The following is a 26,985-nucleotide window of genomic DNA, read 5'->3' on the forward strand; positions in this document are numbered from 1 at the left end:
GCGATGCGGATTAAAGAGCAGACCATCACTATCCATGCTGCTGCACCCCCCAAACCCCAATTGGGTGCAGCCTGTAATGGCTGTGGTGTCTGTTGTGCGGCCGAGCCCTGCCCGGTGAGTCTGACCCTGCTCTGGCCGCATCAAACCCCGTGCCGCGCCCTGATCTGGAGTGAAGTTGAAAAACGTTATTTTTGCGGCATGGTCAGTGCGCCGGCGCAATTTTTAAGCTGGCTACCGACCAGGCTCAACCGTGCGGCCAGCCGATTATTCAGACGCTGGATTGCTGCAGATACGCGATGCGATGCAGATGTTACGCTGGAATAAACAAAATCACCTCAAATAATCAAACACTTACCATTTTTACGCCCGGCTTTCCGCTATAATGCGCGCCTATGAAGATCAAACATTACCCTGACGATGTCAGCCAGAATTTTTTAAAGCTGCGCAACCAGTTGATTAGTGCCACCGGTAAAGCCATTGGTGACTACAACATGATTGAGGAAGGCGATACCGTGCTGGTGTGCATGAGTGGCGGCAAAGACAGCCATGCCATGCTCATGATTCTGCTGGCGCTGCAAGAACGCGCGCCGATCAACTTCAAACTGATTGCGATGAATCTGGACCAGAAGCAGCCGGGCTTTCCAGCCGACATTCTGCCGGCCTACTTTGAAAAACTGGGTGTTGAATATCGCATCGTCGAGGCCGACACCTACTCCATCGTCAAGGAAAAAATCCCTGAGGGCAAAACCACTTGCAGCCTGTGTTCACGCCTGCGTCGTGGCATTATCTACACCACGGCACAGCAATTGGGTGCTAACAAGATTGCGCTGGGACACCATCGCGATGACATTGTGCAAACCTTGTTCTTAAACATGTTTTACGGTGCCAAGATGAAGGCGATGCCGCCCAAGCTGGCGACCAACCGTGGCGAATTCATGGTGATCCGCCCGCTGGCCTATTGTGCCGAAAAAGACATTGCCGCTTATGCACGCGGCATGCAGTTTCCGATTATTCCGTGTGATTTGTGCGGCAGCCAGGAAAACTTGCAGCGGCAAAAAGTGAAAGACATGCTTAACAACTGGGAGCGTGAACAACCCGGGCGCATCAATAATATTTTCCGTGCCATTGGTAATGTGGAGCCCTCACACTTGGCAGATTTTGACTTGTATGACTTCAAGCATTTGAGCCAGGCCAAAGAGGAGGATGAAGACCCCATGTTTGACCATGAGAAATTTTCGAGCAACGACATGGCACTGACCATTGCCACGCAAGACGAAAAACATATTGCCTTTGCACGCAAACCGTTTCCAGTTGCGGTGTCCACTGAAGAATAAAACAACTATTTGAGGATGGCAGGTGTATAAAACGGCACTTTCTTGTATGGAAGGTTGTCTACCCGTTGCAACGCTTGCTATTATCTAGCCAACGCTTAAACAGACTACGCAATGTCCAAACTACTGATTGTAGAATCCCCTTCCAAAGCCAAAACCCTAAAAAAGTATTTGGGCGGCGACTTTGAAGTCTTGGCCTCTTACGGGCATGTACGAGACCTGATTCCGAAAAATGGCGCCGTCGATCCAACCCAGCAGTTTGCCATGAAGTACGGCATTATCGACCGCAACAGCAAGCACGTAGATGCGATTGCCAAAGCAGTCAAAAATGCAGACAGCATTTATCTGGCAACCGACCCGGATCGCGAAGGCGAGGCCATCTCCTGGCATATTGCCGAGATTCTGGCTGAGAAAAAGCTGATCAAGAACAAATTGCTCAAACGCGTTGAGTTTAACGAAATCACGCAAACCGCCGTCAAGTATGCGATTGATCATCCGCGCGACATTTCGATGGACTTGGTCAATGCGCAGCAGGCGCGCCGCGCGCTGGACTATCTGGTTGGCTTTAATTTATCGCCACTGCTATGGAAAAAGATCCGCCGCGGCCTCTCGGCTGGCCGCGTGCAGAGCCCTGCTTTGCGCCTGATTGTCGAACGCGAGCTCGAAATCGAAGCCTTTACCAGTCAGGAATACTGGAGCATCCATATGGGTGCGCTCAAGCATGCGCATGGTTTTGAAGCCAAGCTGGTGCAGCTCAATGGGGCAAAAGTCGAACAGTTCACCGTCATCAATCATGACCAGCAAGCCGATATCGTCGGCAAACTGCTGCTGGCGTCTGCCGGCAAAACAACGGTCACCCGCGTTGAGAAAAAACAACGCAGCCGGAGTCCGGCCGCCCCCTTTACCACGTCAACCTTGCAACAAGAGGCCGTGCGCAAGCTGGGCTTTACCACCAGCCGCGCCATGCGTGTTGCACAACAACTGTATGAAGGGGTAGACGTAGGTAGCGGCACCGTCGGTTTGATTACCTACATGCGTACCGACTCATTCAGCCTGGCCACTGAAGCAGTCATGCAAATCCGCGACTACGTGAAAAAGCATTTTGACGCAGACTACCTGCCCAAAGCGCCCATCATGTACAAAACCAAAGCCAAGAATGCCCAAGAGGCACACGAGGCGATCCGCCCAACCGATATTACACGGACGCCAGCCAGTGTGCGTCAATATCTGAATGACGAGCAGTTCAAACTGTATGAAATGATCTGGAAGCGCACGCTGGCTTGTCAGATGACACAGGCCAAATATGACGCGGTCAGCGTTGATCTGGCCGTCGGCTCTGAGGCTAACCTGTTCCGGGCCAGTGGGCAAACGCTGGTCTTCCCTGGCTTTATTGCCGTCTATATGGAAGGCAAGGACGACGACAAAGACGACGAAGATGCCGAGGCCAAACTACCGCACCTGGAAACAGGCGAAGTGCTGAACGTTGAGCGTATTTATGGCGAGCAACATTTTACCGAGCCGCCGCCGCGTTACTCTGAGGCCAGCCTGGTCAAAGCACTGGAAGAATACGGTATTGGCCGCCCCTCGACGTATGCGAGCATTATCTCCACCTTGCAAGACCGCGAGTATGTGCTACTGGATAAGAAACGCTTTACCCCTACGGACGTAGGTCGTGTCGTCAACAAGTTTTTGACCGAGCACTTTACCCAGTATGTGGATTATGACTTTACCGCCAAACTCGAAAACGAGCTCGATGAAATTGCAGAGGGGAATTTAGACTGGGTGCCCGTCATGGACAAGTTCTGGCAAGGGTTTAACCAGCAGATCCAGGTCAAGGCCGATGTCGAACGTCCGGGCAATGAACTCATAGATGAACAATGCCCAAAATGTGGCCGCCAGTTGCAGAAACAACTGAGCCGCTATGGTAGCTTTATCGGTTGTACCGGCTACAACGCCACCCCCAAATGTGATTACAAACGCAGCCTGGATGGTGAAACCAATGCCGCCGCCGAACCGGTCGTCATCGGTCAGGACACGGAAACCCAAAAAGACATTTACCTGATGAGCGGCCCTTATGGCCCCTATTTACAGGTAGGTCAGCCTGTGGAAGGCGAAAAGAAAAAACCAAAACGCGTCAGCATCCCCAAAGAGATTCCACTCAGCCAGATCAATATTGATACGGCGCACATGCTGCTCAGCCTGCCTCGGGATCTGGGCGCACACCCGGAAACCGGTAAAAAAATCGTCGCCAATATTGGCCGCTTTGGCCCCTACGTCAATCACGACGGCAAGTTCAAGTCCATCCCAAAAACTGAAAGCGTGTTCAGCATTACGCTGGAAAGCGCAGTCGCACTGTTGGCGGCTGCCGGGGGCCCGGCACCGCTGGCTGACTTGGGGGCGCACCCTTCAGGCGAGGGGCGTATTGAGGTATTCTCAGGACGTTATGGTCCCTATGTACAACATAGCGGGATCCGCGCCACACTGCCAAAGAGTGTGACGCCGGAAGAGTTAACCGTTGAGCAAGCGCTAGAGTTATTGGCCGAAAAGGCAGCGAAAGACGGCGGCACTAAAACTGGTAAAAAAACGACAGCTAAAAAAGCGCCTGCCAAAAAGACAACAACCAAGACAACCACCAGCAAACGCACAAAAAAAACCGAAGCAGGATAAATAAAGGGAGCTTAGCTCCCTTTATTTATTGTTGCTGCGATGGCGAGGACTAATGATTCGTCCATAAATGATCAATGTTGTCTACGCCCCAGGCTGCAGCGGACTCATTGCCTACAATCTCATCCATTCCCTTGGATAAATCTAATTCAACCACGGGAATACGCGTTTTGGATTTTGTGGAGAAAAACACCTTCACGACCGGCTTGAGTAAACTGTCAGGCGATTGCCTGACCACGACAGCCAAACGGCCAGACTTCAAAATTACCACAGTCCCCACAGGATAAATACCCAAACTCTTGACGAAAGCCTTAAAGATGACCGGATCAAAATGCCCGGCCCAACTGGCCATACGTTTGAGTGCCATACCTGGCTCCCAAGCCGGTTTATATGAACGGGTCGACGTAACGGCGTCATACACGTCACAAATAGCGCCCATCTTGGCAAAAATACTAATGCGGTCTCCAGACAGTCGCTTGGGATAGCCGCTTCCGTCCACTTTCTCATGATGATGCAAACAAACATCGAGCGTGACTTCATCGGCAACATTCGCTTTAAGCAACATATCGTAGCCCAACTGCGGATGCTGGCGGACGATATCAAACTCCTGATCAGAGAGTGCGCCAGGTTTATTCAAAATATCCAGCGGAATCGCAGCTTTGCCCATATCATGCATTAATCCGGCCAATCCGGCTTTACGGATCTCTGCATCAGAAAGCTTGAGCTCTTTTGCCAGGGCCGCCATCAGTGCGCATACCGCCACCGAGTGCATATACGTGTAATCATCTACCGTTTTTAGCCGTACAAGACTAATCAGCGCATGCGAATTACGCGTAACAGAGGCAGAAATTTCTTCCACGATGGGCATCACTGCTTCCGCCTCTATTGCTTTACCCAGGCGCAAGTCCTGAAACATTGAGCTAATGGCTTTGCGCGAAGAAGCAATGATCTTAACCGCTTGCTCTCGCTCAGCCTCAATCGTGGTCGGGGTGTGTCTATTCGGATCAGGTGAGGCGGGCGGTGGGGACGGTGCCGGACCATCCAACTCAAGCATGACCAGCTCCTTATCGGACAAGGCTGGCTGCGGAGGGGGCTCGGATAAGGTTTTTTTGGCCTTAGCAACATCCAGGCCCTGGCTGATATCAATCACTACCTCTTGGATGCGGCTGGCAAGGAGTTTTTGCAAGTCTTCAGGGTCTTTGAGCACAAACTTGCTGCGCCAAAATGGATGATCCATCCACTGCCCCTTGAGCTCATGAATGTACATGCCTAGGCGCACGTCCTTCACTTTAATTGTTTTAAGCATCCCGTTTACAACCCCCATACAACTGCTAACAATTTTACAATTGATTCAGGTCAAATAGCCATAAAAAAAGAGGGCAAATGCCCTCTTGAAAATTACTTTTATGTGAATGTTGTTTACAATCCAGCCGCCGCGCGCAGTGCTGCCGCCTTGTCGGTATTTTCCCAGCTGAACTCGGGTTCATCGCGGCCAAAGTGACCATATGCTGCTGTTTTGCTGTAAATAGGTCGCAACAGGTCCAACATTTTGACAATGCCTTTGGGACGCAAGTCAAAATGCTCGCGTACCAATTGTGTCAGACGTTCATCAGACACCTTGCCGGTACCATAGGTCTCGACCATGATAGAGGTCGGTTGAGCAACGCCAATCGCATAGCTCACCTGCACCAGACACTTGTCCGCCAACCCTGCAGCGACAATGTTTTTGGCGACATAACGACCCGCATAAGCGGCTGAGCGGTCAACCTTGGAAGGGTCTTTGCCAGAGAATGCGCCACCACCATGGGGTGCAGCACCGCCATAGGTATCCACAATAATTTTGCGGCCGGTCAGACCGCAATCACCTTGCGGGCCGCCAATGACAAAACGACCGGTCGGATTGACCAGATACTTGATCTCGCCTTTGATCAATTCTGCGGGTAAAGTCGGTTTGATAATTTCTTCAATGACAGCTTCACGAATGGCTTCTAAAGTCATCTCAGGGGCATGCTGGGTAGACACCAGCACGGTGTCAATTTTATGCGGTTTGCCATCGACATACTGAATCGTGACTTGTGATTTGGCATCCGGACGCAGCCAAGGCAAGCGGCCATCTTTACGCAGTTGCGATTGACGCTCCATGACACGGTGGCTCAACCAGATGGGCAAAGGCATCAGTTGTGGCGTTTCGTTCACGGCATAGCCAAACATCAGACCCTGATCACCCGCGCCCTGATCCAGAGGATCATCATTGGCGTTATCGACGCCTTGCGCAATGTCCGGGGACTGTTTGTCATAAGCCACCAGTACCGCACAACCTTTGTAGTCAATGCCGTAATCGGTATTGTCGTAGCCGATACGCTTGACTGCATCCCGGGCCACTTTGATGTAATCAACATTGGCTGTGGTTGTAATCTCACCGGCCAACACAATCAGGCCTGTATTTGCCAGAGTTTCCGCCGCCACACGTGCTGTCGGATCTTGGGCAAGAATGGCATCGAGAATGCTGTCAGAAACTTGATCGGCCAGTTTGTCAGGATGACCTTCGGAAACGGATTCCGAGGTAAAAAGATATTCACTCATGTTTGACGCCTTGAAAAGTATAAAGTTAATAAAAGCAGCGGACTAAAGGCTAAAGCCCGCCACAAATCGTGGGATGGCTGATTCTACCCGAGTTTAAAAACAACTAGGAATAAATATAATGTCCATAGATGCCTTCAACGGCCCGATAAGGTATTATCTTGAGCTATGAAATTAAGATTCACCAAAATGCAGGGCGCCGGCAATGATTTTGTCGTCATTGATGCGACACGAGCACCCGTCAACCTCTCCCATGCCCAAATCCAGCACATCGCCAACCGCTATTTTGGCGTGGGTTGCGACCAGTTATTGATGGTCGAGTCGACGACCACGCCTGACGTGGACTTTCGTTACCGCATTTTTAATGCGGATGGTGGCGAAGTTGAGCAATGCGGCAATGGGGCCAGGTGTTTTGTGCGATTTGTCGTGGATAAAGGGCTCACAGACAAACACGAAATCAAGGTCGAAACCGCCAGTGGCGTGATTACGCTCAAATTACAAGAAGACGGACAAGTCACAGTGAATATGGGCGCGCCTCGTTTTACACCCGCGCAGATCCCATTTGAGGCTGAGCAACAAGCAACCACTTATGAATTGCCATTGGCAAGCGAAACCATCACAGTCAGCGCAGTATCCATGGGCAACCCGCATGCAGTCATGCTGGTAGACAATGTGCATACGGCCGAAGTCGCCAGCCTTGGTCCGCAAATAGAATCGCATCCTCAATTTCCGCAACGCGTGAATGCGGGTTTTATGCAGGTCCTGAACGAGCATGAGATCAATTTGCGTGTCTATGAACGCGGCAGTGGTGAAACGCTGGCTTGCGGCACTGGCGCCTGCGCGGCAGCCGTCAGTGGCATCCAACTGGGTACACTACAAAGCCCGGTCAAAGTCCATACCCGTGGCGGCATCCTCACCATCCAATGGGCAGGCGGAGAGTCGCCCGTCTTGATGACCGGGCCGGCAGAGATTGTATTTGACGGCGAAATTGAAATTTAAAACAAAGAACTTTAAGATAAAGAACAGCAGTATCATGGAAGAAAGCATCAACGAAAACGACATCAAGCATTACCTCAAAGCACATCCTGATTTCTTTGAGCGTCATGCCCACTTACTGGCAGAGCTGTTCCTGCCCAGCCCTCATGGCAAAGGCACCATTTCACTGGCAGAACGTCAGCAAATTGCACAACGTGACAAAATCCGCGTCCTGGAATCCAGATTTACCGAGCTGATCCTGACTGCTGAAGAAAACGAAACCACCGCCAACAAAGTACACGAGCTAACATTAGGGTTGCTTTATGCCAAAGACGTGCCGGCCTTGCATGCGCATCTGGTCGAGTTTTTGTCCAGCCAGTTTCAGTTGCCAAATACGCAACTCAAACTATGGGCCAATGACGCCCATGCGCCAGACAGCCTGTTTATTGCGGCAGAAGACTCACTCAAAAACTGGGCCAAAGACTTGAGCCAACCTTACTGTGGCACGCTGCCAACCATGGATATTGCTGGCTGGTTTAGTGAAACCCCGGCTTCGCTGGCCGTGATTCCGATGCGCTACCAGGAAGTGACGTTTGGTCTGATGGCCATCCCCAGCGAGCAACGCAGCCGCTTTTATGCGGGCATGGGCACCCTGTTCCTTAACCGCATTGGTGAACTGGTCAGCGCCTCGCTGGCACGCTATATCGTATGAAAGCCCCCGCTGAGGTTTCCGCCAAGAGGTATCTTCTTGCGGCAATTGTCAGCGTAAATCAACCATGGCAACGCGGCCAGATTGCAGCGTTAGCTGTGACCCAGAGTCGGCATGAACAAGCATGGTCACTCCAACTGCTGCGGGCACTGGCTGCCGCCCACTCATCTTTAAAGTACTGCGGATACTCGCATGCATGAATTGCTAGATGACTATCTCGATTTTCTGCATTTCGAGCGCGGTCTCAGTGAACACACCCGCAACAACTACCAGCGTGACCTCGAACAACTGCTCGCGCAACACGGGCAAACGCTACAATCGATCACCCCGCAACACATCCGTCGGAGCATCGCCACCCTGCACAGCCAAGGCCTGAGTGGCCGCAGCATCGCGCGCATGCTCTCCAGCTGGCGTGGCTTCTTCCGTTATCTGGTCCTGCATCACCAATTCCCCTCCAATCCGGTCATCGGCTTGCGCGCACCCAAAGCCGCCAAAACGCTGCCACACGCGTTATCTATCGAGCAAACCATCAAACTGGTCGAACTGGAGGGCGATACCGCCATCGTTGTGCGCGACCGCGCCATGCTGGAACTGTTCTACTCCTCAGGCTTGCGACTGAGCGAACTGGTCGGCCTCAATCTGGACCGGCTGGATTTAAACGAAGGCATGGTCACCGTCATCGGCAAAGGCAATAAAACACGGATGGTCCCGCTGGGGAGCAAAGCCGTTGCTGCACTGAAGGCCTGGTTGGCCCAGCGGCCACTGTGGCTGCTCAAACAGCCACAGCAACCCGCGGTCTTCATTAGCCAGCAAGGCCGCCGCCTCAACGGTCGCAGCATCCAAAAGCGCATCAGTGACTGGGCCATCAAGCAGGGCCTGCATAGCCATGTGCATCCCCATATGCTGCGTCACAGCTTTGCCAGTCATGTGCTGCAAAGTAGTGGCGATTTACGGGCCGTTCAAGAAATGCTCGGGCACGCCAATATCAGCACTACCCAGGTGTATACCCATCTGGATTTTCAGCACTTGAGCAAAGTGTATGACGCTGCACACCCGCGTGCCAAAAAAAAATAAATGGCTGAATCAATGGCCTAGCTTTTACCCTAGTCCTCACATGGTTTTGCAAGTGCATAAATTGTGGCAAAATAACCCTACTAAATTGGTAAACTTTCTACCAGTCTCGTGACTCTAAAGTCACATCGCCTGCGTTTAGTCATGACAGGCAGTTATTTCAATCAAACCTAAAAAAGGAAATTCCATGGAACACGTCTTACCAGCATTGCCTTTTGCAAAAAACGCATTAGCCCCACACATGTCAGAAGAAACTTTTGACTATCACTATGGCAAACACCACCAAGCCTACGTGACCAACCTCAACAACCTGATCAAAGGCACCGAGTTTGAAAATGCCAGCCTGGAAGAGATTGTGAAAAAATCTTCTGCTGGCATCTACAACAACTCTGCACAAATCTGGAACCATACCTTCTTCTGGAACTGCCTGTCTCCAAACGGTGGTGGTGAGCCAACAGGTGCATTGGCTGCAGCCATCAATGCCAAATGGGGCTCTTATGAAGAGTTCAAAAAAGCTTTCCAAGCTTCAGCAGTCGGCAACTTTGGTTCAGGCTGGACCTGGTTGGTGAAAAAAGCCGACGGTTCTGTAGACATCGTCAACATGGGCGCCGCGGGCACCCCATTGACCACAGGCGACACTGCATTGTTGACCATCGACGTTTGGGAACACGCCTACTACATCGACCACCGCAATGCCCGTCCTAAATTCGTGGAAACATTCCTCAATCACCTGGTGAACTGGGAATTTGCAGCAAAAAACTTTGCTTAATTCGCAGAGTCGTTGGCGACAATAAACTAAAAGTCGCAAACATTAACCTGTATATTAAAAGCGTTGTTTGGTGATACCAAACACCTGCGCTAAAGCCCCGGACCTTCTGGGGCTTTATTTTTTCCTGGTTGATCAGTTTGAATAGAGACGCTTGGTAATCATGCCTTTGTGAGGTGAGGCTGACTTTCTCTGAAAGTATTTTCTCTGTCATTTACAAGTGAATGATTGCATTTTTATCGTATTGCACGATTTTAATCACGCCCAAACTTGGACTTAACGCACTATCAAAGTGCATAAATATTGATCACTTTTATAGGAATTCCATTTAAAACAAGGATTTACTGACTGGCATATTAGTTGCTAGTTTAGTCATGTGGGGCAGCAGGTATGAACGCTGCATTACCTAATGGTTGGCTAGGGTTCCGGCTTACGTGAGTGAGTGCTGGTCCGAGAGCTGACGACCTCCAAGAGGTTACACGGCGGGATAAAAGCCCGGGAGATAGCAACATTTTGAATGTTAGCTGCTCCCTTGCCGAATAATTTACTTGGAGTTCTCCTATGCTAGTTCGACGCTTTACAATCGCACTGACGCTGCTTTGCTTTTCTTTGTTCAATACCACAGCATTCGCTGCTGACTCAAAAAAACAATTCAATATTTGCTGGACCATTTATGCTGGATGGATGCCATGGGATTATGCGCAAGCTAAAGGCATCGTTGCCAAATGGGCAAAGAAATACGGCATCACGATTAAAGTCACTCAGTTGAACGATTATGCTGAGTCCATTAATCAATACACCGCGGGGCAATTTGATGGTTGCAGTATGGCCAATCTGGATGCGTTGGTTGTGCCAGCGGCGGGTGGCGTTGACTCCACCGCATTAATTGTCGGCGACTATTCAAACGGTAACGACGGTATTGTCATTAAAGGCGCGAATAAACAGATCAAGGACCTCAAGGGGCAAAGCGTACACTTGGTTCAATATTCTGTATCGCATTACTTACTGGCAAGGGCTCTGGAACAGGCCGGACTCACCCAGAAGGACTTGAAGTTAGTCAATGTCTCAGATGCAGATGTTGTCGCCGCCTTTAGCACACCCTCTGTGAAAGCAATGGCAACCTGGAACCCTCAACTCTCTGAGTTAGCCGCGCTGCCAAATACCTCAAAAGCATTCACCTCCAGCCAGATTCCTGGCGAAATCATCGACTTGATGGTCGTCAATACAGACACTTTACGAAAAAATCCATCGCTAGGGAAAGCTTTAACGGGCGCATGGTTTGAAGTGATGGCACTCATGAAAGCAAAAGATAAAGAGGCGTTGCAATACATGGCAAAGCACTCTGGCACAACCCTGGATTCATACATGCAGCAAATTTCCACCACAGCCCTGTTTTATGAACCTGCTGCCTCACTGGCCTTTGTCAGGGACGCGAAACTGCCAACGGTGATGCAAAAGGTTTCTAGTTTTTCTTTCGAGAATGGTTTGCTAGGGCCTGCAGCAAAATCCGCAACCGCCATTGGCATTGAATATCCCAACGGCGTCGTCACCGGTAATAGCAAAAATATAAAGCTCAGATTCACTGACACGTATCTGCAAATGGCTGTGGATGGCAAGCTCTAAACAGGTCAATCATGAGATTAATTAATCAACACCCCAGCCGGGGGACGAGATGGATGCTTGCCGCAATACCAATGATCTTGATCATTGTTGTGTATTTGGTGAACTCACATCTTCGCCTGGTTGAAAATCCAGAGGACAAGCTCCTGCCTAGTGTTTCTCAAATGTGGGAAGCCCTGAAGCTGATGGCATTTACAGAAGATCCCTCCACTGGGACCTTTCTGATGCTGGATGACACCTTGTCCAGTTTGAAGCGACTAGGGATGAGCTTAGCCATTGTTGCATCGCTTGGGTTAACGCTCGGTATTTTATTAGGGTCGATCCCGTTGTTACGGGCATCCCTTTCTCCGTTGGTCGCGATCATCTCCATGGTGCCGCCGCTGGCGATCCTTCCCATCCTGTTTATCGTGTTTGGCCTGGATGAGCTCTCTAAAGTCATGCTGATTGTGATCGGACTCACGCCCATGCTGGCGCGCGACCTGGAACAACGGGCACGAGAACTGCCCAAGGAAATCATCATTAAAGCGCAGACCTTAGGCGCTAACTCATGGACGGTAATGATACGGGTGGTACTACCGCAATTACTGGCAAGATTGATGACTTCCCTGCGCTTACTGATGGGTTCAGCCTGGTTGTTTCTGATTTCTGCGGAAGCCATCTCATCCACAGAAGGCCTGGGATATCGCATCTTTCTAGTGCGTAGATATCTGGCAATGGATGTGATCTTGCCCTATGTTTTGTGGATCACCTTGCTCGCTTGGCTGACAGATTATGCCCTCAAAAAACTGCATCAAGTCTGCTTTCCTTGGGCTGAAGGAGCGGACGCATGAGTTTTATAGAGTTTAAGAATGTGTGGCGAAGCTACGGAGACCATGTCGTTTTAGAAGGCCTGAATCTGAAGGTTGAAGAAGGCGAGTTTTGCACGCTGGTAGGCGCTTCCGGATGCGGAAAATCTACATTCCTGCGCATGTTGCTGGGCCAGGAAACCCCCACCAAAGGTGAGATTCTTTTGGATGGGCAAAAACTCCGGGCAGAGCCAGACCCATCCCGCGGGGTGGTATTCCAAAAATACTCGGTGTTCCCGCACCTGACGGTTCTGGAAAATGTAGTCATAGGTATGGAGTTTTTAGCATCGCCTTTTTGGGGGCGCCTGTGGGGAGCTAAAAAGAAAGAAGCAAGACTGAGGGCCACGCAAATACTCACCCGTGTCGGTCTGGATCACCATTTACATCAATACCCTTCTGCGCTATCGGGCGGCATGCAGCAACGCCTCGCCATCGCGCAGGCATTGATTGCTCAACCTCGCATCCTGTTGCTGGACGAACCCTTTGGCGCGCTGGATCCCGGCATTCGCAAAGATATGCATGCACTCATGTTAGAACTATGCAAAGAGACAAAATTGACGGTCTTCATGGTCACCCATGACTTGTCCGAGGGCTTTCATTTGGGCACCCGATTGATGGTATTTGATAAGGTCAGAGTCGATCCACATGCGCCCCAAGCCTACGGTGCGCGCATCACCTACGACATCAAGCTCAATCAGGACAGACTCCAGCAACAAGCACAGGTGGCGACATTGCCCACCCATGTGCTTAATCAAACGAATTAAAAGGTTTACCCATGAACAATGATACAAATACATCCAACATCCTCTATGAAGAGCTTGTTCCAGGGGGCGGTCACATCTCCTTCATCCTGAAAAAAGACCAGGTTTTGCGCATGACAGACGTCGAAGGTCACGCCAATGTCAGCCTCATGATGTTGAATGCACATCAACACAGCGAGCGACTGAACTTACCAGACACCTTAAAAGCACAACACACGGCCAAGCTCACAAAAGGACATTGCTTTTACTCGGACATGGGGAGAGTACTCGCCGCCATCACTGAGGACACATGCGGCTGGCATGACAGTTTGGGCGGGGTTTTGAACGCTCAAGAAGTTGAAACGAAATATGGCGTTGGTCGCTATCAGGAACTGAGAAATAATTTCTATCGCAATGGTACCGACAACCTGTTGGTGGAAATGGGTAAATGGAACCTTGATCTTCAAGATTTGCTCATGGTCGTTAACTTTTTTAGCAAAGTGACCGTGGATGACGAGGGATCCCTGTTCTTTGAGCCCAACCATTCTTGTGCAGGCAATTACGTGGAGTTGTATGCCCCAATGGACACCTTGGTGATTCTGACCGCCATTCAACATCCATTGGATCCCAATCCTGAATATCACCCCCGCCCCGTTCAACTGTCATGGCGCAACGCAGAGAGTGAAAGTATCAGTGAAGTTTGTCGACAGTCTCGGCCGGAAAACGGTCGTGCTTTCCATAACACTGAACGCTTCTACCTGTGAGGAAGGAATCAATATGAACATCATCTCAAGCCAATTAGTTGCTGAAAACGCCTTTTTCCACCATGTCATTCCGGCAGGCGAACCTTATTTGTTTGAAGTCAAAGCAGGACAGACATTCAGGCTGTTAGACAGTGAAGGTAACCAAGCCGTGGATACCCTTTTTTATAGCGCGAGCAATCCAAGAGAGCGTTATGACGCGCAACGGACCATGCGCAATCAGAACAAGGTTTACCTGACGACGGGTACAACGCTGTACTCAAATCTGGGCAATCCATTAGCCACGATTGTGGCAGATACCTGCGGTCGCCACGACACGCTGGGAGGCGCATGCGCTCAGGAAAGTAATACCGTACGTTATTCCCTCGACAAGCGCTACATGCATAGTTGCAGAGACAATTTCATGTGTGCATGTTTGCATGATGGCAGATTGAACAAGCGGGATATTGGCGCAAATATTAACTTCTTCATGAACGTTCCGGTCACTCCGGAGGGCGGCTTGACCTTTGCAGATGGCATTTCAGCGCCAGGCAAATATGTGGAGTTAAAAGCGCACCAGGATTTAATTGTGTTGATCTCGAATTGCCCGCAACTTAACAATCCCTGTAATGGATGGAACCCAACCCAAGCGGAGGTGTTTGTATGGAATTAAGGTTTAAAAAAAGTATGCGCACTGTCTTTAGAAAAATGCTCACGACGCTCTATCAAGGAATGGTTGCAAGAGCAGACTTTTCCAAATAGCGCGCTTTTAGCAAGTCACGCCGGCTACCCAAACGATCACCTAGCCAGTGGATCCCGCTGTGGACGACCTCAGCGTGGTTTCGTATATGCGGGACGACCCGCCCTCAGAAGATCATTTGTATGTTCAATAAACTACTGATTGCAAATCGAGGGGCAATTGCTTGCCGCATCCTCCGCACCCTAAAAGCCCTGAACGTGAAAGGGGTGGCGGTTTATTCAGAATCGGATATTGCCAGTTTACATATTCAGCAGGCCGACGAGGCGATTAGCCTAGGTGAAGGCCCCGCTGCAAATACGTATCTCAATGTAGCGCGAATACTTGAAGTCGCAAAAACCACAGGGGCGACTGCCATTCATCCTGGGTATGGTTTTTTATCTGAGAATGCAGCGTTCGCAGAAGCCTGCGAACAAGCAGGCATCGCCTTTATTGGCCCAACTCCGGAACAATTACGCGTTTTCGGGCTTAAGCACACGGCAAGGGCCATTGCAAAAGCCCATCAGGTGCCCATGCTGGAGGGCACTGAGTTGTTGGAGAGCGTGCACGAGGCGACCGCTGCAGCCAAGCAGGTAGGTTACCCGGTCATGCTGAAAAGTACCGCAGGGGGTGGTGGCATAGGCATGCGCGTATGCTGGAACGAACGCGACCTTGCCGAAGCATTTGAGGCAGTCAGGCGCCTGGGACAGAACAACTTTAGTGACTCTGGCGTGTTTATTGAAAAATACATTGAACGCGCCAGACACTTAGAGGTTCAGGTGTTTGGGGATGGCAACGGTGAGGTCATTGCCTTGGGGGTGCGTGATTGCTCAGTGCAGCGCAGAAACCAAAAAGTATTAGAAGAAACCCCGGCGCCCAATTTGCCGGACGGCATGGCGGAGGCGCTATGTGAAGCGGCGATTAAATTAGCAAAAGCGGTTAATTACCGCAGTGCTGGCACCGTAGAATTTGTGTATGACAGCCTTGCCGAGCAATTTTATTTCCTCGAAGTGAATACCCGCTTACAGGTAGAGCATGGTGTTACCGAGCAAGTATGGGGCGTTGACCTGGTGCGTTGGATGATTGAATTGGCGGCTGGCGACTTACCGCCTTTGTCAGACATTCGCCAAACACTGCAACCCCATGGCCACGCAATACAAGCCCGCCTGTATGCCGAAGATCCGGGAAAAGACTTTCAACCCAGCCCTGGTTTGTTGACCAATGTTGCGTTTCCACATGCGGATGGAAAAGCATTGCGTGTAGACACATGGGTTGAGGCAGGCTGCGAAGTGCCGCCCTATTTTGACCCCATGATTGCAAAAGTGATTAGCTGGTCAGCCACCAGGGAAGAGGCCAGAAAGCGCCTAGATGACGCGCTTGGTGAGACAGTGTTATACGGCGTAGAGACCAACCGTGACTACCTCAGACAAATATTATCCGACCAGCCATTTTCAGAAGGCCATCCCTGGACGCGCTGCCTTGAGGGGTTGGCGTATCAATCTCACACATTTGAAGTCCTTGTTCCGGGCACGCAAACCACTATCCAGGATTATCCTGGCCGCCAGGGATATTGGGCCGTCGGTGTTCCGCCCTCAGGCCCAATGGATAGCCTGGCGTTCCGTTTGGGGAACCGTTTGCTGGGGAACGAGGAACGTGCCGCCGGATTGGAAATCACCATGAGTGGTCCCACCTTGCGCTTCAATACGGATGCCGTTGTCGCTATCACGGGTGCAACCATCCCAGTAAAAGTGGATGGAGAGCAGGTGCCACACAATGTCTCTCTCCACATCAAGCGAGGGTCAACGTTAACCTTAGGCAAAATTGCCGAAACAGGCGCCCGCAGCTATTTGCTTTTCAGGGGCGGCCTGGAGATTCCTGAATATTTGGGCAGTAAAAGTACGTTTACGCTGGGCCAATTCGGCGGGCATGCCGGGCGTGCTTTAAGGGCCGGGGATGTCATCCACCTGCCAGCATTAGAGGATGCTGCTGCGGGCATCGCACTACCGCCAGGCCTCTACCCTCCCCTTGCTGAGACCAGACAGATCCGGGTCATTTATGGGCCGCATGGCGCCCCGGAATATTTCACCCAGCGCTACATCGATCAGTTTTTAAACACAGATTGGGAAGTGCATTTCAACTCCAGCAGAACCGGTGTTCGCCTGATTGGACCGAAACCTGAGTGGGTCAGAGAGAGCGGCGGTGAAGCGGGTTTACACCCATCCAATATTCACGACAACCCCTATGCGATTGGTGCGGTTGATTTCACCGGTGACATGCCGGTGATTCTCGGGCCTGATGGGCCCAGCCTGGGCGGCTTTGTCTGCCCGGTGACGATGATTGAAGCAGATTTATGGCACCTGGGACAACTCAAGGCAGGTGACAAAGTTCGCTTTATCCCGGTGACCATCGCCACCGCCAGACAGGCTTTTAAAGAACAACAGCAACAAATCGCAGGCCTGAGTCCAATCACTGCATCCTGGCAGGCGGCAGAACTGCAGACCCCTATCGTGCTGGAAATTGGGGAAAAGGATGCCAAGCTCGTCGCAAGACTATCTGGCGATACGCACTTGTTGATTGAGATCGGCGCGCCTGAGCTAGACCTTGTTTTGCGATTCAAAGCGCATGCTTTGATGCAAGCCATCGAACAAAGTAATCCTGCCGGCATTATTGACCTCACCCCTGGCATACGCTCCTTGCAAGTGCATTACCAGCCTGAACAGCTGCCATTAAAAACCTTATTGGCGTTGATCCAGGAAATTTGGGGCAAACTCAGTTCAACGCAAGACATTACCGTGCCATCCAGGGTAGTGCATTTGCCATTGTCCTGGGACGATCCCGCTTGCCAATTGGCGATCGAAAAATATATGACCACCGTGCGTAAAGATGCGCCTTGGTGCCCGAGCAACCTGGAGTTCATCCGCCGCATTAATGAATTGCCGGATATTCAAAAAGTGCAGGAAATCGTTTTTGACGCCAGTTACCTGGTCATGGGGCTGGGTGATGTTTACCTTGGCGCACCAGTCGCCACCCCTTTGGATCCAAGGCACAGATTAGTCACTACCAAATACAACCCGGCCAGAACCTGGACTGCCGAGAACTCCGTCGGCATTGGCGGCGCTTACATGTGCGTTTACGGTATGGAGGGCCCAGGGGGTTACCAGTTTGTGGGCCGCACCCTGCAAATGTGGAGTCGCTATAAAAAAGTGGCTGCGTTTGAAGGAAAGCCATGGTTATTGAATTTCTTTGACCAGATTCGCTTTTACCCCGTGTCGGCCGAAGAATTACTTGTCATCCGGCGTGATTTTCCACTCGGTCGCTATCCATTAAAGATTGAAGAGACCAGCCTCAATCTTTCGCAATATCAGTCCTTCTTGGCGCGGGAAGCATCATCGATTCAAGCGTTCAGAACCCATCAAAAAAAGGCATTCAATGCGGAGCGTCAGCGCTGGATTGACACTGGGCAGGCGAATTTTGAAATAGATGAACAGTTAGCCAGTGACACTGAAGAATCCACCTTAGCCGAGGGTCAGGTCGGCGTGGAAAGTCACATTGCCGGCAATTTGTGGCAAGTCGTTGTGCAGATTGGGCAACAGGTGACCGCTGGCGAATCTTTAGTCATTCTTGAATCCATGAAAATGGAAATTGAAATCCAAGCACCTGTCGATGGTGTCGTGGCAGAGATACGGGTCTCCCCTGGCTCACCAGTCAAAGCCGGGCAGTGTGTGGTCGTGATTAACGAAGCTTAAAGGACATTGAAATGAAACACCCATATAACCTGCAATTGGATGCCCTTAAAAGTGCGTATGCCAACCATGCATTCTCACCCCGTGAACTCATTCAAGCATTGCGCGAAAGAGCCCTCCAGTTAAATCCAGAATACAAGCTCTTTATCCACATTCTGACCGAAGAAGAATTAGCGCCTTATCTGGCAAATCTAGAGGCAACCGGGCCTGAAAGCTTACCGCTGTATGGCGTCCCATTTGCGGTCAAGGATAACATCGACCTGGCCGGTGTCCCAACCACGGCGGCATGTCCTGCGTTTAGTTACATCCCGGCAAAAAATGCCACCATTGTTGCGCAGTTGATCGCACTAGGCGCGATCCCCATCGGTAAAACGAATCTTGATCAGTTCGCGACTGGCCTGAACGGCACCCGCTCCCCCTATGGACTCTGCCGCAATAGCGTCCTTACTGAATACCCCAGTGGCGGTTCAAGTGCAGGCTCCGCGCTGGCAGTGGCGTTGGGACTGGCATCATTTGCACTCGGGACGGATACCGCAGGCAGCGGGCGTGTTCCGGCAGCGCTCAATAACCTGATTGGATTGAAAGCCACCAAGGGCTTAATTTCAACGGCTGGCGTGGTGCCAGCTTGTCGCACACTGGATTGCACGACCTTTTTTACCGCGACTGCATTGGAAGCAAGCAAACTGCTAGCACTCACTGCGCATAAGGATCCAGAAGACGAATACAGTCGTGCCAATGTTGGCTGGAACACGGGCAGATCGTTTGGCATCCCCGCCAGCGGATTTAAGTTTGGCGTCCCTAAACAATTAGAGTTTCTAGGTTGCGCTGAAAGTCAGGCCCTCTTTGAGCGTTCAGTCTCCACCCTTGAGACCATGGGGGGCATTGCCATTGAAATAGACTTCAGTGCCTTTCTGGAGGCTGCGAAGCTTCTTTACGAAGGCCCTTGGGTTGCTGAAAGATACAGCGTCGTTGGCGAGTTGATTGAGAATAATCCAGAAGCGGTGCTGCCTGTCATCAGAGATGTGCTGCAGAAAGCGCCGACTGCCACGGCGGTGCAAGCGTTTAGAGCTCAATACAAATTACAAGCCCTAAAAGTCAAGACGGATGCCATTCTTGCCAATCTGGATTTCATGATCACGCCAGCCTATCCGCGCCCGTTCACCTTGGCTGAGCTAGCGGCAGAGCCTGTGAAACGCAACTCTGATTTGGGGACTTACACCAACTTCATGAATCTGCTGGACTATGCGGCGGTAGCGGTTCCGGCTGGATTCATGCGGAATGGCCTGCCTTCAGGGGTGACTTTGTTTGGGCGGGCATTCTGTGACCAATATCTTTTAAGTATTGCTGACAGTTTTCAGCGCACCTCAAAACTACCGCTGATTGGTCAATTCGAATTCACGGCCGCGCACCCGACAACACTGGCAAAAAATGATCGCTCACAGCTGCTGGTGTGTGGCGCACATTTAGACGGTTTACCCTTGAATTGGCAATTAAAAGATAAAGGCGGGCAATTGCTCAAAAAAACACAGACCTCCCCTGCTTACCAGTTTTATGCCTTGGCGGGCTCACCGCCCAAACGACCAGGGTTAAGAAGAGTTGCAACCGGTGGCCGGTCATTTGAGGTGGAAATCTGGGAAATCCCCACCCAAGAGCTAGGCGCCTTTCTAAATGATATTCCGGCGCCATTAGGACTGGGCAAGGTTGAACTGATAGATGGCTCATGGGTCACCGGATTTATTTGTGAGGATTACGCACTGGAAACTGCAGATCAAATCTCTCAGTTTTCTGGATGGCGAGATTACTTGCAACACCAATAGCTTTGCTGGGTCTGTCAGCGGCCCGCTGACGTTTCCATTATCCATTCAAAAATCTTTTTTGCTTTTAATAAGGATGTTACACAAAAAGATGACTATCTTTAGCGCAGTGGGGAGGCCCTCCAGTCATTGCGTTTTCACAGGACGGCTTGGCTTCACTTTAGGACAATTTATGGCTTGGTTACAACTTTTCGCCGCTGGCATTCTGGAAATCATCTTCGCTTACGCGATCAAAGAGTCTGATGGTTTTTCAAAACTGCTACCGTCACTCATGACGCTGCTTACAGTGATAGGAAGCTTTTGGTTGCTGTCTTCAGCGATGCGCACGATCCCCATGGGCACCGCTTACACTGTTTGGACGGGGATTGGTGGCGTTGGTGCATTTATCGTTGGCATCACGGTGCTCTCTGAACCCATCACAATGTTGCGATTACTTGCGGCAACCTTAATCATTTCTGGGCTGATACTCATGAAAGTTGGCGGATCATAAACCATGAAATGTCAACAGCACTCGCCCTAAAGGGGTCGCTCACTTAACGCTCACCTTGCGTGAGACGACGTATTTATTCTTTTAACAGCACGTCTGTGATCAAGCAGACCCTGCTGATGTAGCTTACTTCGTTGCAATTACCCAAGCTTGTAAGATTCAAGCCCAACCTTAGGCAATCTATAGCGCGCAACCCATCATTGCGAAAATGGGATAGTTGAATTCACACGAAACTCGCATGATACGACCATGATTTTTAATTGCTAGGGGAAGCTGTCATGAGCGTATCGTTAAAGCCAACGCTGAATGGTTGGCATTTATGGGGACTGGCCGTCGGGCTGGTGATTTCTGGCGAATATTTTGGCTGGAGTTACGGCTGGGATAAAGCGGGAACCTTGGGTTTTTTGGTGACCACGCTCTTTATCGCGCTGATGTACACCACCTTTATTTTCAGTTTTACCGAACTCACTACTTCTATTCCACATGCCGGTGGGCCGTTTGCTTACGCCAGACGGGCTTTTGGTCCTAAGATGGCGTATGTTGCCGGTTATGCCACCTTGATTGAGTTTTTATTCGCACCGCCGGCCATTGCGATGGCGATTGGCGCCTATCTGAATGTGCAATATCCGGGCATAGACCCCAAGCTTTTTGCCGTGGGTGCTTATATTGTATTTGTCAGTTTGAATATTGTTGGGGTGCATATCGCTGCCACCTTTGAACTGCTGGTCACCTTGCTCGCGATTATTGAGTTATTGGTGTTTATGGGCGTGGTTGCCCCCGGTTTCTCGATGACAAACTTTGTCGCACATGGCTGGGCAGGTAATGACGTTTTTAGTAGCGCAGCGATTCCAGGCATGGTGGCGGCGATTCCATTTGCCATTTGGTTTTTTCTCGCCATTGAAGGTGTTGCCATGGCGGCAGAAGAGGCCAAAGATCCGAGAAGAACGATCCCCAAAGCCTATATTGCCGGGATTCTGACGCTGGTGTTTCTGGCTATGGGTGTCATGCTTTTTGCAGGTGGTGTGGGCGACTGGAGAACCCTGGCCAATGTCAATGATCCTATTCCACAGGCAATGAAAGTGGTGGTGGGTGAGAACAGTGGCTGGTTACATATGCTGGTTTGGATTGGCTTGCTAGGCTTGATTGCCTCTTTTCACGGAATTTTGCTTGGTTGCTCACGGCAGATTTTTGCCCTGGCACGCGCCGGATTTATGCCCAAATACTTTGAAGCCACGCATGCGCGCTTTAGAACCCCACATCGCGCGTTGATCGCTGGGGCCGTGGTCGGCCTGGCAGCTATTTTGAGTGATGACTTACAGTTTAATGGCATGACGCTCACGGCAAACTTGATCACGATGGCGGTATTCGGGGCCATCGTCATGTATATCGTTTCGATGCTGAGCTTTTTTGCGCTGAGAAAAAATGAGCCTAAGCTTGAACGCCCGTTCCGAACCATGGGTTATCCGCTGTTTCCGGCCATTGCCTTGAGCCTTGCCGTGATCAGTTTGCTGACCATGGTCTACTACAATCAGGCATTGGCGCTGGTGTTTGCCGTGCTGATGGCAGTGGGCTATATTTATTTCAGCCTGACAAAAGGGCAACGCGACACCGCGACTGACCGTTAAACGCGGACAATCCATGCAAGGTACGTAAAGGAGTCCCCTGTTGATTCCTTGGAGAGTGAGAAAAAGATGGCTTACAGTTACAGCGTCGGCGTACATCAGTATCAGTTTAAAGACTTGAAAGAAGTGATGGCAAAAGCCTCACCGCCGCGCTCTGGCGACTTTCTCGCAGGCGTGGCTGCAGAGACTTATGTCGAACGGATGTCCGCCAGAATGTGCCTCGCCAGTGTGCCGCTCAAACGCTTTTTAGAGGAGTTGCTGCTGCCTTATGAACAAGACGAGGTGACGCGCTTAATCATTGATACGCATGATGCGCAGGCATTTAGTGAAATCAGCCATTTAACCGTGGGCGATTTTCGAGACTGGTTGTTGCTGGATACCACGGATACCGCCACGCTGACACGGGTGGCCAAAGGTATCACACCGGAAATGGCGGCAGCGGTCAGCAAACTGATGCGCAACCAGGACTTGATCCTGGTCGCCAAAAAATGCCAAGTGACGACCGCATTCCGAAATACCATCGGTCTGCCGGGTCGGCTGTCTGTGCGCTTGCAGCCCAACCACCCGACCGACGATGCCCGCGGTATTGCCGCTTCTCTGCTAGACGGATTATTGTATGGCTCCGGAGATGCGGTGATCGGCATCAACCCGGCCACCGATAGTATTCCTGGCTTGATGAACTTATATTACCTGGTTGATGAAGTCATTAACCAATATGAGATTCCCACCCAGTCGTGCATCCTGACCCATGTCACCAACCAGATTCAACTCATCGAAAAAGGCGCGCCGATTGATTTGGTGTTTCAGTCGATTGCCGGCACCGAACAAGCCAATAAAACGTTTGGTATTAATCTTTCCATTCTGGATGAAGCTTATTCTGCAGCCTTGTCACTGCAACGCGGCACGGTAGGCCAAAACGTCATGTATTTTGAAACCGGCCAAGGCTCGGCACTCTCGGCCAACGCCAATTTTGGCATGGACCAGCAAACCTGCGAGGCACGTGCCTATGCGGTTGCCCGCCACTTTTCGCCCTTACTTACCAATACGGTGGTGGGCTTTATCGGGCCTGAATACCTGTACGACGGCAAACAAATTATCCGTGCCGGATTGGAAGACCATTTCTGCGGTAAGTTGCTGGGCCTGCCGCTGGGGTGTGATGTCTGCTACACCAACCATGCCGAGGCAGATCAAGACGACATGGACACCTTGATGACCTTGCTGTCTGTGGCTGGTATTACCTTTATCATGGGCATTCCAGGGGCGGATGACATCATGCTTAATTATCAGACCACCTCCTTTCACGACGCCCTCTATTTGCGTAAAACGCTCAACCTGAAGCCAGCACCGGAGTTTGAGCAGTGGCTACAACGCATGAACCTGATGGATCACACCGGCATGATCCGCCCGGTAGACAATAGCCATGCCCTGTTACAAAATAAACCCAAACAATTAATGAATGCCCCTTAATATGCATCAGCCTCCCGCAGACACGAGTACTGGCATCGTCAGTGAAGACCCCTGGTCACAGCTTAAAAGCTTCACACAAGCGCGGATTGCCATCGGCAGGGTAGGCAGCAGCCTGCCTACGCAAGAAGTCTTGGATTTCAGCTTGAGCCACGCATTGGCCAGGGATGCGGTTCATCTTGGCCTGGATACCCAGGCGTTGATGGCGCAAATTCAAGCGACATTGTCAGTCGATGTCCATCAGGTTCATAGCAAGGCACCAGACCGGGCTTCTTATTTATTAAGGCCCGATTGGGGCCGTCAACTGAGTGAAGACAGCGGGCTACACCTCAAAGCCGCCAAACCAAAACAAACCATTGATTTATTACTGGTGGTGGCGGATGGCTTGTCTTCACTGGCAATCAAAAATCATGCCCTGCCATTATTGCAAGAAATTCATGCGCAAGCCCCTGCGGAATGGCATCTGGGGCCAGTGGTGATTGCCTCCCAGGCCAGGGTTGCACTGGCCGATGAAGTGGGCGAAATGCTTGGCGCAAACATGGTGGCCATGCTGATTGGTGAGCGGCCTGGACTCAGCTCGCCGGATAGTCTGGGGATTTATTTGACGCATCAACCACGACGTGGCCGCAGTGATGCGGACAGGAACTGTATTTCCAATGTCAGGCCAGATGGCCTGGGTTATGCTGCCGCCGCAAAAAAATTGTTATGGCTGGCAAAAGAAGCCAAACGTTTAAAATTGTCCGGCGTTGCACTCAAAGATGAAAGCGATGTCGTTATGATTCAAGACGCGCCTTCCGGCCAATGACGCAAAACCGCCACCTCATCCATGAAAGCGCTTGAAGGTCGTAGAGGGCGCTTCACCAAACATCTTTTTATATTCCTGCGAAAAATGTCCAAAATGCCAGAAGCCCCATGAAGTGGCTGCCTCCGTCACAGAATTGGCGTGCCTCAGCATTTGGCGGACACCATTGAGCCGCTCGGTGCGCAGGTAGACGATCGGACTTTTCTCCAGGGTTCTTTGAAAGTGATATTGCAAGGTACGGTGGCTCATGGCCAAAGACTCGCACAACTCGACGACAGTGATAGGATCATCCTGGCGTTCACGCACGATTTTTCTGGTTTTGGTGACCACTTGCCAGGATTGATTCTGATAATAAACCGTCCTTGGCGCCGAATCGTCACAGAGCAATGTATCGGCCACCATTTGCAAAGCCATCATTTGTGTTTCTTGCACCAGCGTAGGGTATTGTATAAAGCCGGGCAATGCCTTGAGCGTCGCAAATACAGAACGTAAAAAGCGGACCAGGTTCTGATACTTTGTTTGGCTCAAATATAAAATCTTGGCACTCTTGCACTGCTGGTCCAGTCGCTCCTGATCGTCATCTGACAAGTACTGCATCAGAAACTTTCTCGAAATCACAATCAGGCCGATAGTGAGGTTTGCAGGCGAGACAAACTCAAAACCGTTTCTGCCAGAAAAAATATGCACTGCCTGCTGCTCGCAGAGGCTGCCACAAAACATGCCCTTTTCAATGCTATTCATCGGCACCCCGATAGAGATTTTCTCCTCATCCAGATAGCCTTGTTGATGGAGTTGCTGATTAGTAAATTCAAGGAATAATGACACCTCAGGCAAGTGCACATGGGTCAAAAAGCCATTAAAGTGCCCGGCCGAGAGCTGTGAGTAATCTTGATGCCAGCCTTGCAGGAACTGAGACTGCTCATCAAAATCCTGACTTTCCCTATGCAAATAGTTTGACTGTGGCAGCGTCAATAATGCCGCAGTGCGCGCGCAGTGTTCTAACATTATGGTATCCCTGAGTCTGCTTTATTATTATGTGAGCTAACTGTAGTGCTGTGTTAGCAAATAACATTCCAACTCTCCTGTTTTAGCACACCGCCCAGCATTCAGCTTGCCATGCAGGTTTACAAAGCATTTCCTGCGCGCTTTTATTTCGTAGCATTGGTTACCCTCATCACAAAGTTATCAATCCAGGTGCAATTAGGCATGCTGCGCCTATTTTTAGTGCATTGCATGGGCGCAAAAAGCACTGTCTGCGCATCCGGTGCTCACCTAATCCTCAAACCTCCCATCACCATTTTTATCTGCATCTTTGCCGATTTGGGATAGCCGCAGGGGACTGCAATCCGCAGAATGAGCTCACATTATTCATTAACAGGGACCCTATTTATGCGTAAATCTATCCTTTTTGCTCTTGCACTCGTCTCCGCAAGTTTCGTCTCCACGCTTAGCCAGGCAGAAGAAAAGTCTGCCTGGACATTGTCCAGAAATGTGGCCTTTGTGTCGGACTACTACTCCCGCGGCATCTCTCAGTCATGGCACAAGCCTGCCGTTCAGGCCGGGATGGATCTTGCCCATGAGAGCGGCTTTTATGCAGGCGTTTGGGGGTCTAGTATCACGCCACAAACCTATGTCGACAGTACCACCGAGATTGATATTTACACGGGCTACAATGGTAGTTTCGCTGCAGTTGAAAAGCTCGCCTGGTCAGCTGGGCTGATTGGCTACCTCTATCCAGGCGGCAATTGGAACAAATGTAACTGTAAACGCAGCGACGGGGTTACCAGAGTGGGTAGCCAGCGCTTTGACACTTATGAAGCAAATGTTGCCCTCAGTTATGACTGGATTAGTGCAAAAGCCTCTGTCACGCTCACGGACTGGTTTGGCGCCAATAAGAGTACCGGTTTTGACAGTGATAGCCGTGGCTCCACTTACATCGAGTTAAATGCCAACTATCCGCTGCCGTTTTATGACCTGATTCTGGTGGGACACGTTGGTATGCTTGATGTAGCGGCCAAGGTAACACCACTCTCTTATGGTGACTACTCTGCTGGTAAAGGGAATCCAGACAACACTGACTACAAAATTGGATTGAGTAAAACGCTGGCAGTAGCGAATACGACTGGGCTGAACCTTGGCGTGTACTATGTGGGGGCGAATGACACTGGCTACTGGAGTCCCCAAGGTTACGGTGGCTCCAGTTTTAATGGCGGAAGCCGGTCCAAAGACCTGACAGATAATCGCTGGATAATCACGCTGAGTTCTACCTTCTGATC

The 26,985-nt window shown here is 50.8% G+C and carries 22 protein-coding genes and 1 riboswitch; of the genes, 19 read left to right on the forward strand and 3 right to left on the reverse strand.

Annotated elements, in window-relative coordinates; translation table 11 throughout:
- The first annotated feature begins 3 nt into the window (after positions 1-3).
- The 3 genes from GOC95_RS13190 (at position 4) to topA (ending at position 3,998) form a co-directional block, all read left to right on the forward strand.
- Positions 4-324 (forward strand): hypothetical protein, encoded by a 321-nt coding sequence (locus GOC95_RS13190; RefSeq protein ID WP_275357673.1) that lies wholly within the window; start codon positions 4-6, stop codon positions 322-324.
- A gap of 68 nt (positions 325-392) precedes the next feature.
- Positions 393-1,334, forward strand: coding sequence for a tRNA 2-thiocytidine(32) synthetase TtcA (gene ttcA, locus GOC95_RS13195; protein WP_275357675.1), 942 nt, complete (start codon positions 393-395; stop codon positions 1,332-1,334).
- A gap of 111 nt (positions 1,335-1,445) precedes the next feature.
- Entirely contained in the window at positions 1,446-3,998 is a 2,553-nt protein-coding gene (gene topA, locus GOC95_RS13200; RefSeq protein ID WP_275357677.1) for a type I DNA topoisomerase, read from the forward strand.
- Between the two features lie 49 nt (positions 3,999-4,047).
- Here the strand turns inward: topA and GOC95_RS13205 are convergent, their stop codons facing one another.
- Both GOC95_RS13205 and metK read right to left on the reverse strand, forming a co-directional pair.
- On the reverse strand, positions 4,048-5,301 hold the full coding sequence (locus GOC95_RS13205) for an HD-GYP domain-containing protein (RefSeq protein WP_275357678.1): 1,254 nt from the start codon (positions 5,299-5,301) through the stop codon (positions 4,048-4,050).
- Positions 5,302-5,414: 113 nt separating this feature from the next.
- Complete coding sequence (metK, locus tag GOC95_RS13210; RefSeq protein WP_194748785.1) at positions 5,415-6,578, reverse strand: methionine adenosyltransferase; 1,164 nt, start codon at positions 6,576-6,578, stop codon at positions 5,415-5,417.
- 165 nt (positions 6,579-6,743) lie between these two features.
- Here metK and dapF point away from each other — a divergent pair, with 165 nt between their 5' ends.
- The 15 genes from dapF to eutC all read left to right on the forward strand — a co-directional run bounded on the left by dapF (position 6,744) and on the right by eutC (position 24,712).
- Positions 6,744-7,574, forward strand: a complete 831-nt coding sequence (gene dapF, locus GOC95_RS13215; RefSeq protein WP_275357679.1) for a diaminopimelate epimerase — start codon at positions 6,744-6,746, stop codon at positions 7,572-7,574.
- A 34-nt stretch (positions 7,575-7,608) separates the two neighbouring features.
- On the forward strand, positions 7,609-8,262 hold the full coding sequence (locus tag GOC95_RS13220) for a DUF484 family protein (protein ID WP_194748787.1): 654 nt from the start codon (positions 7,609-7,611) through the stop codon (positions 8,260-8,262).
- A 189-nt stretch (positions 8,263-8,451) separates the two neighbouring features.
- Positions 8,452-9,333, forward strand: coding sequence for a tyrosine recombinase XerC (gene xerC / locus GOC95_RS13225; protein WP_275357680.1), 882 nt, complete (start codon positions 8,452-8,454; stop codon positions 9,331-9,333).
- Between the two features lie 184 nt (positions 9,334-9,517).
- Entirely contained in the window at positions 9,518-10,099 is a 582-nt protein-coding gene (locus tag GOC95_RS13230) for a Fe-Mn family superoxide dismutase (protein ID WP_194748789.1), read from the forward strand.
- A 403-nt stretch (positions 10,100-10,502) separates the two neighbouring features.
- Positions 10,503-10,600, forward strand: a riboswitch (guanidine-I (ykkC/yxkD leader).
- A 57-nt stretch (positions 10,601-10,657) separates the two neighbouring features.
- On the forward strand, positions 10,658-11,719 hold the full coding sequence (locus tag GOC95_RS13235) for a putative urea ABC transporter substrate-binding protein (RefSeq protein ID WP_275357681.1): 1,062 nt from the start codon (positions 10,658-10,660) through the stop codon (positions 11,717-11,719).
- 11 nt (positions 11,720-11,730) lie between these two features.
- Complete coding sequence (locus GOC95_RS13240) at positions 11,731-12,546, forward strand: ABC transporter permease subunit (RefSeq protein ID WP_275357683.1); 816 nt, start codon at positions 11,731-11,733, stop codon at positions 12,544-12,546.
- Positions 12,543-13,325: an ABC transporter ATP-binding protein gene (locus GOC95_RS13245; RefSeq protein ID WP_275357685.1), complete on the forward strand. Its 783-nt coding sequence runs from the start codon at positions 12,543-12,545 to the stop codon at positions 13,323-13,325. The genes GOC95_RS13240 and GOC95_RS13245 overlap by 4 nt, the downstream gene beginning before the upstream one ends.
- Before the next feature lie 11 nt (positions 13,326-13,336).
- Positions 13,337-14,065: an urea amidolyase associated protein UAAP1 gene (locus GOC95_RS13250; RefSeq protein WP_275357687.1), complete on the forward strand. Its 729-nt coding sequence runs from the start codon at positions 13,337-13,339 to the stop codon at positions 14,063-14,065.
- A 13-nt stretch (positions 14,066-14,078) separates the two neighbouring features.
- A complete protein-coding gene (locus GOC95_RS13255; RefSeq protein ID WP_049637673.1) occupies positions 14,079-14,714 on the forward strand; it encodes an urea amidolyase associated protein UAAP2 in 636 nt (211 codons plus the stop codon).
- Positions 14,715-14,923: 209 nt separating this feature from the next.
- Positions 14,924-18,523, forward strand: coding sequence for an urea carboxylase (gene uca, locus GOC95_RS13260; RefSeq protein WP_275357690.1), 3,600 nt, complete (start codon positions 14,924-14,926; stop codon positions 18,521-18,523).
- An 11-nt stretch (positions 18,524-18,534) separates the two neighbouring features.
- A complete protein-coding gene (atzF, locus tag GOC95_RS13265) occupies positions 18,535-20,337 on the forward strand; it encodes an allophanate hydrolase (protein WP_275357692.1) in 1,803 nt (600 codons plus the stop codon).
- Positions 20,338-20,506: 169 nt separating this feature from the next.
- Positions 20,507-20,824 carry a multidrug efflux SMR transporter gene (locus GOC95_RS13270; protein ID WP_194748797.1) on the forward strand — a complete coding sequence of 106 codons (318 nt, stop codon included), beginning with the start codon at positions 20,507-20,509 and terminating at the stop codon, positions 20,822-20,824.
- Positions 20,825-21,099: 275 nt separating this feature from the next.
- A complete protein-coding gene (gene eat / locus GOC95_RS13275) occupies positions 21,100-22,446 on the forward strand; it encodes an ethanolamine permease (protein WP_275357694.1) in 1,347 nt (448 codons plus the stop codon).
- 66 nt (positions 22,447-22,512) lie between these two features.
- The gene (locus GOC95_RS13280; protein ID WP_275357696.1) at positions 22,513-23,910 is read left to right on the forward strand and encodes an ethanolamine ammonia-lyase subunit EutB; all 1,398 of its coding nucleotides are present in this window, start codon (positions 22,513-22,515) and stop codon (positions 23,908-23,910) included.
- Between the two features lies 1 nt (position 23,911).
- Complete coding sequence (gene eutC / locus GOC95_RS13285) at positions 23,912-24,712, forward strand: ethanolamine ammonia-lyase subunit EutC (protein ID WP_275357698.1); 801 nt, start codon at positions 23,912-23,914, stop codon at positions 24,710-24,712.
- A 15-nt stretch (positions 24,713-24,727) separates the two neighbouring features.
- Here the strand turns inward: eutC and GOC95_RS13290 are convergent, their stop codons facing one another.
- Positions 24,728-25,714: a helix-turn-helix domain-containing protein gene (locus GOC95_RS13290; protein WP_275357699.1), complete on the reverse strand. Its 987-nt coding sequence runs from the start codon at positions 25,712-25,714 to the stop codon at positions 24,728-24,730.
- A 384-nt stretch (positions 25,715-26,098) separates the two neighbouring features.
- On the opposite strand from GOC95_RS13290, the gene GOC95_RS13295 reads away from it, so the two are divergent.
- Positions 26,099-26,983, forward strand: coding sequence for a TorF family putative porin (locus GOC95_RS13295; protein WP_194748802.1), 885 nt, complete (start codon positions 26,099-26,101; stop codon positions 26,981-26,983).
- Positions 26,984-26,985: the final 2 nt, after the last annotated feature.

It is taken from the genome of Methylophilus sp. YYY-1, assembly GCF_029132825.1.
Classification (GTDB): domain Bacteria; phylum Pseudomonadota; class Gammaproteobacteria; order Burkholderiales; family Methylophilaceae; genus Methylophilus; species Methylophilus glucosoxydans.

Bases quoted from the DNA above. Each gene is read 5' to 3' on its own strand.
- GOC95_RS13205 (WP_275357678.1), bottom strand. From the start codon at position 5,301: ATGCTTAAAACAATTAAAGTGAAGGACGTGCGCCTAGGCATGTACATT.
- atzF (WP_275357692.1), top strand. From the start codon at position 18,535: ATGAAACACCCATATAACCTGCAATTGGATGCCCTTAAAAGTGCGTAT.
- GOC95_RS13250 (WP_275357687.1), top strand. From the start codon at position 13,337: ATGAACAATGATACAAATACATCCAACATCCTCTATGAAGAGCTTGTT.
- eutC (WP_275357698.1), top strand. From the start codon at position 23,912: ATGCATCAGCCTCCCGCAGACACGAGTACTGGCATCGTCAGTGAAGAC.
- dapF (WP_275357679.1), top strand. From the start codon at position 6,744: ATGAAATTAAGATTCACCAAAATGCAGGGCGCCGGCAATGATTTTGTC.
- topA (WP_275357677.1), top strand. From the start codon at position 1,446: ATGTCCAAACTACTGATTGTAGAATCCCCTTCCAAAGCCAAAACCCTA.
- GOC95_RS13235 (WP_275357681.1), top strand. From the start codon at position 10,658: ATGCTAGTTCGACGCTTTACAATCGCACTGACGCTGCTTTGCTTTTCT.
- GOC95_RS13295 (WP_194748802.1), top strand. From the start codon at position 26,099: ATGCGTAAATCTATCCTTTTTGCTCTTGCACTCGTCTCCGCAAGTTTC.
- eat (WP_275357694.1), top strand. From the start codon at position 21,100: ATGAGCGTATCGTTAAAGCCAACGCTGAATGGTTGGCATTTATGGGGA.
- GOC95_RS13220 (WP_194748787.1), top strand. From the start codon at position 7,609: ATGGAAGAAAGCATCAACGAAAACGACATCAAGCATTACCTCAAAGCA.
- GOC95_RS13230 (WP_194748789.1), top strand. From the start codon at position 9,518: ATGGAACACGTCTTACCAGCATTGCCTTTTGCAAAAAACGCATTAGCC.
- GOC95_RS13290 (WP_275357699.1), bottom strand. From the start codon at position 25,714: ATGTTAGAACACTGCGCGCGCACTGCGGCATTATTGACGCTGCCACAG.
- ttcA (WP_275357675.1), top strand. From the start codon at position 393: ATGAAGATCAAACATTACCCTGACGATGTCAGCCAGAATTTTTTAAAG.
- GOC95_RS13240 (WP_275357683.1), top strand. From the start codon at position 11,731: ATGAGATTAATTAATCAACACCCCAGCCGGGGGACGAGATGGATGCTT.
- GOC95_RS13190 (WP_275357673.1), top strand. From the start codon at position 4: ATGCGGATTAAAGAGCAGACCATCACTATCCATGCTGCTGCACCCCCC.
- GOC95_RS13280 (WP_275357696.1), top strand. From the start codon at position 22,513: ATGGCTTACAGTTACAGCGTCGGCGTACATCAGTATCAGTTTAAAGAC.
- GOC95_RS13255 (WP_049637673.1), top strand. From the start codon at position 14,079: ATGAACATCATCTCAAGCCAATTAGTTGCTGAAAACGCCTTTTTCCAC.
- GOC95_RS13270 (WP_194748797.1), top strand. From the start codon at position 20,507: ATGGCTTGGTTACAACTTTTCGCCGCTGGCATTCTGGAAATCATCTTC.
- uca (WP_275357690.1), top strand. From the start codon at position 14,924: ATGTTCAATAAACTACTGATTGCAAATCGAGGGGCAATTGCTTGCCGC.
- GOC95_RS13245 (WP_275357685.1), top strand. From the start codon at position 12,543: ATGAGTTTTATAGAGTTTAAGAATGTGTGGCGAAGCTACGGAGACCAT.
- xerC (WP_275357680.1), top strand. From the start codon at position 8,452: ATGCATGAATTGCTAGATGACTATCTCGATTTTCTGCATTTCGAGCGC.
- metK (WP_194748785.1), bottom strand. From the start codon at position 6,578: ATGAGTGAATATCTTTTTACCTCGGAATCCGTTTCCGAAGGTCATCCT.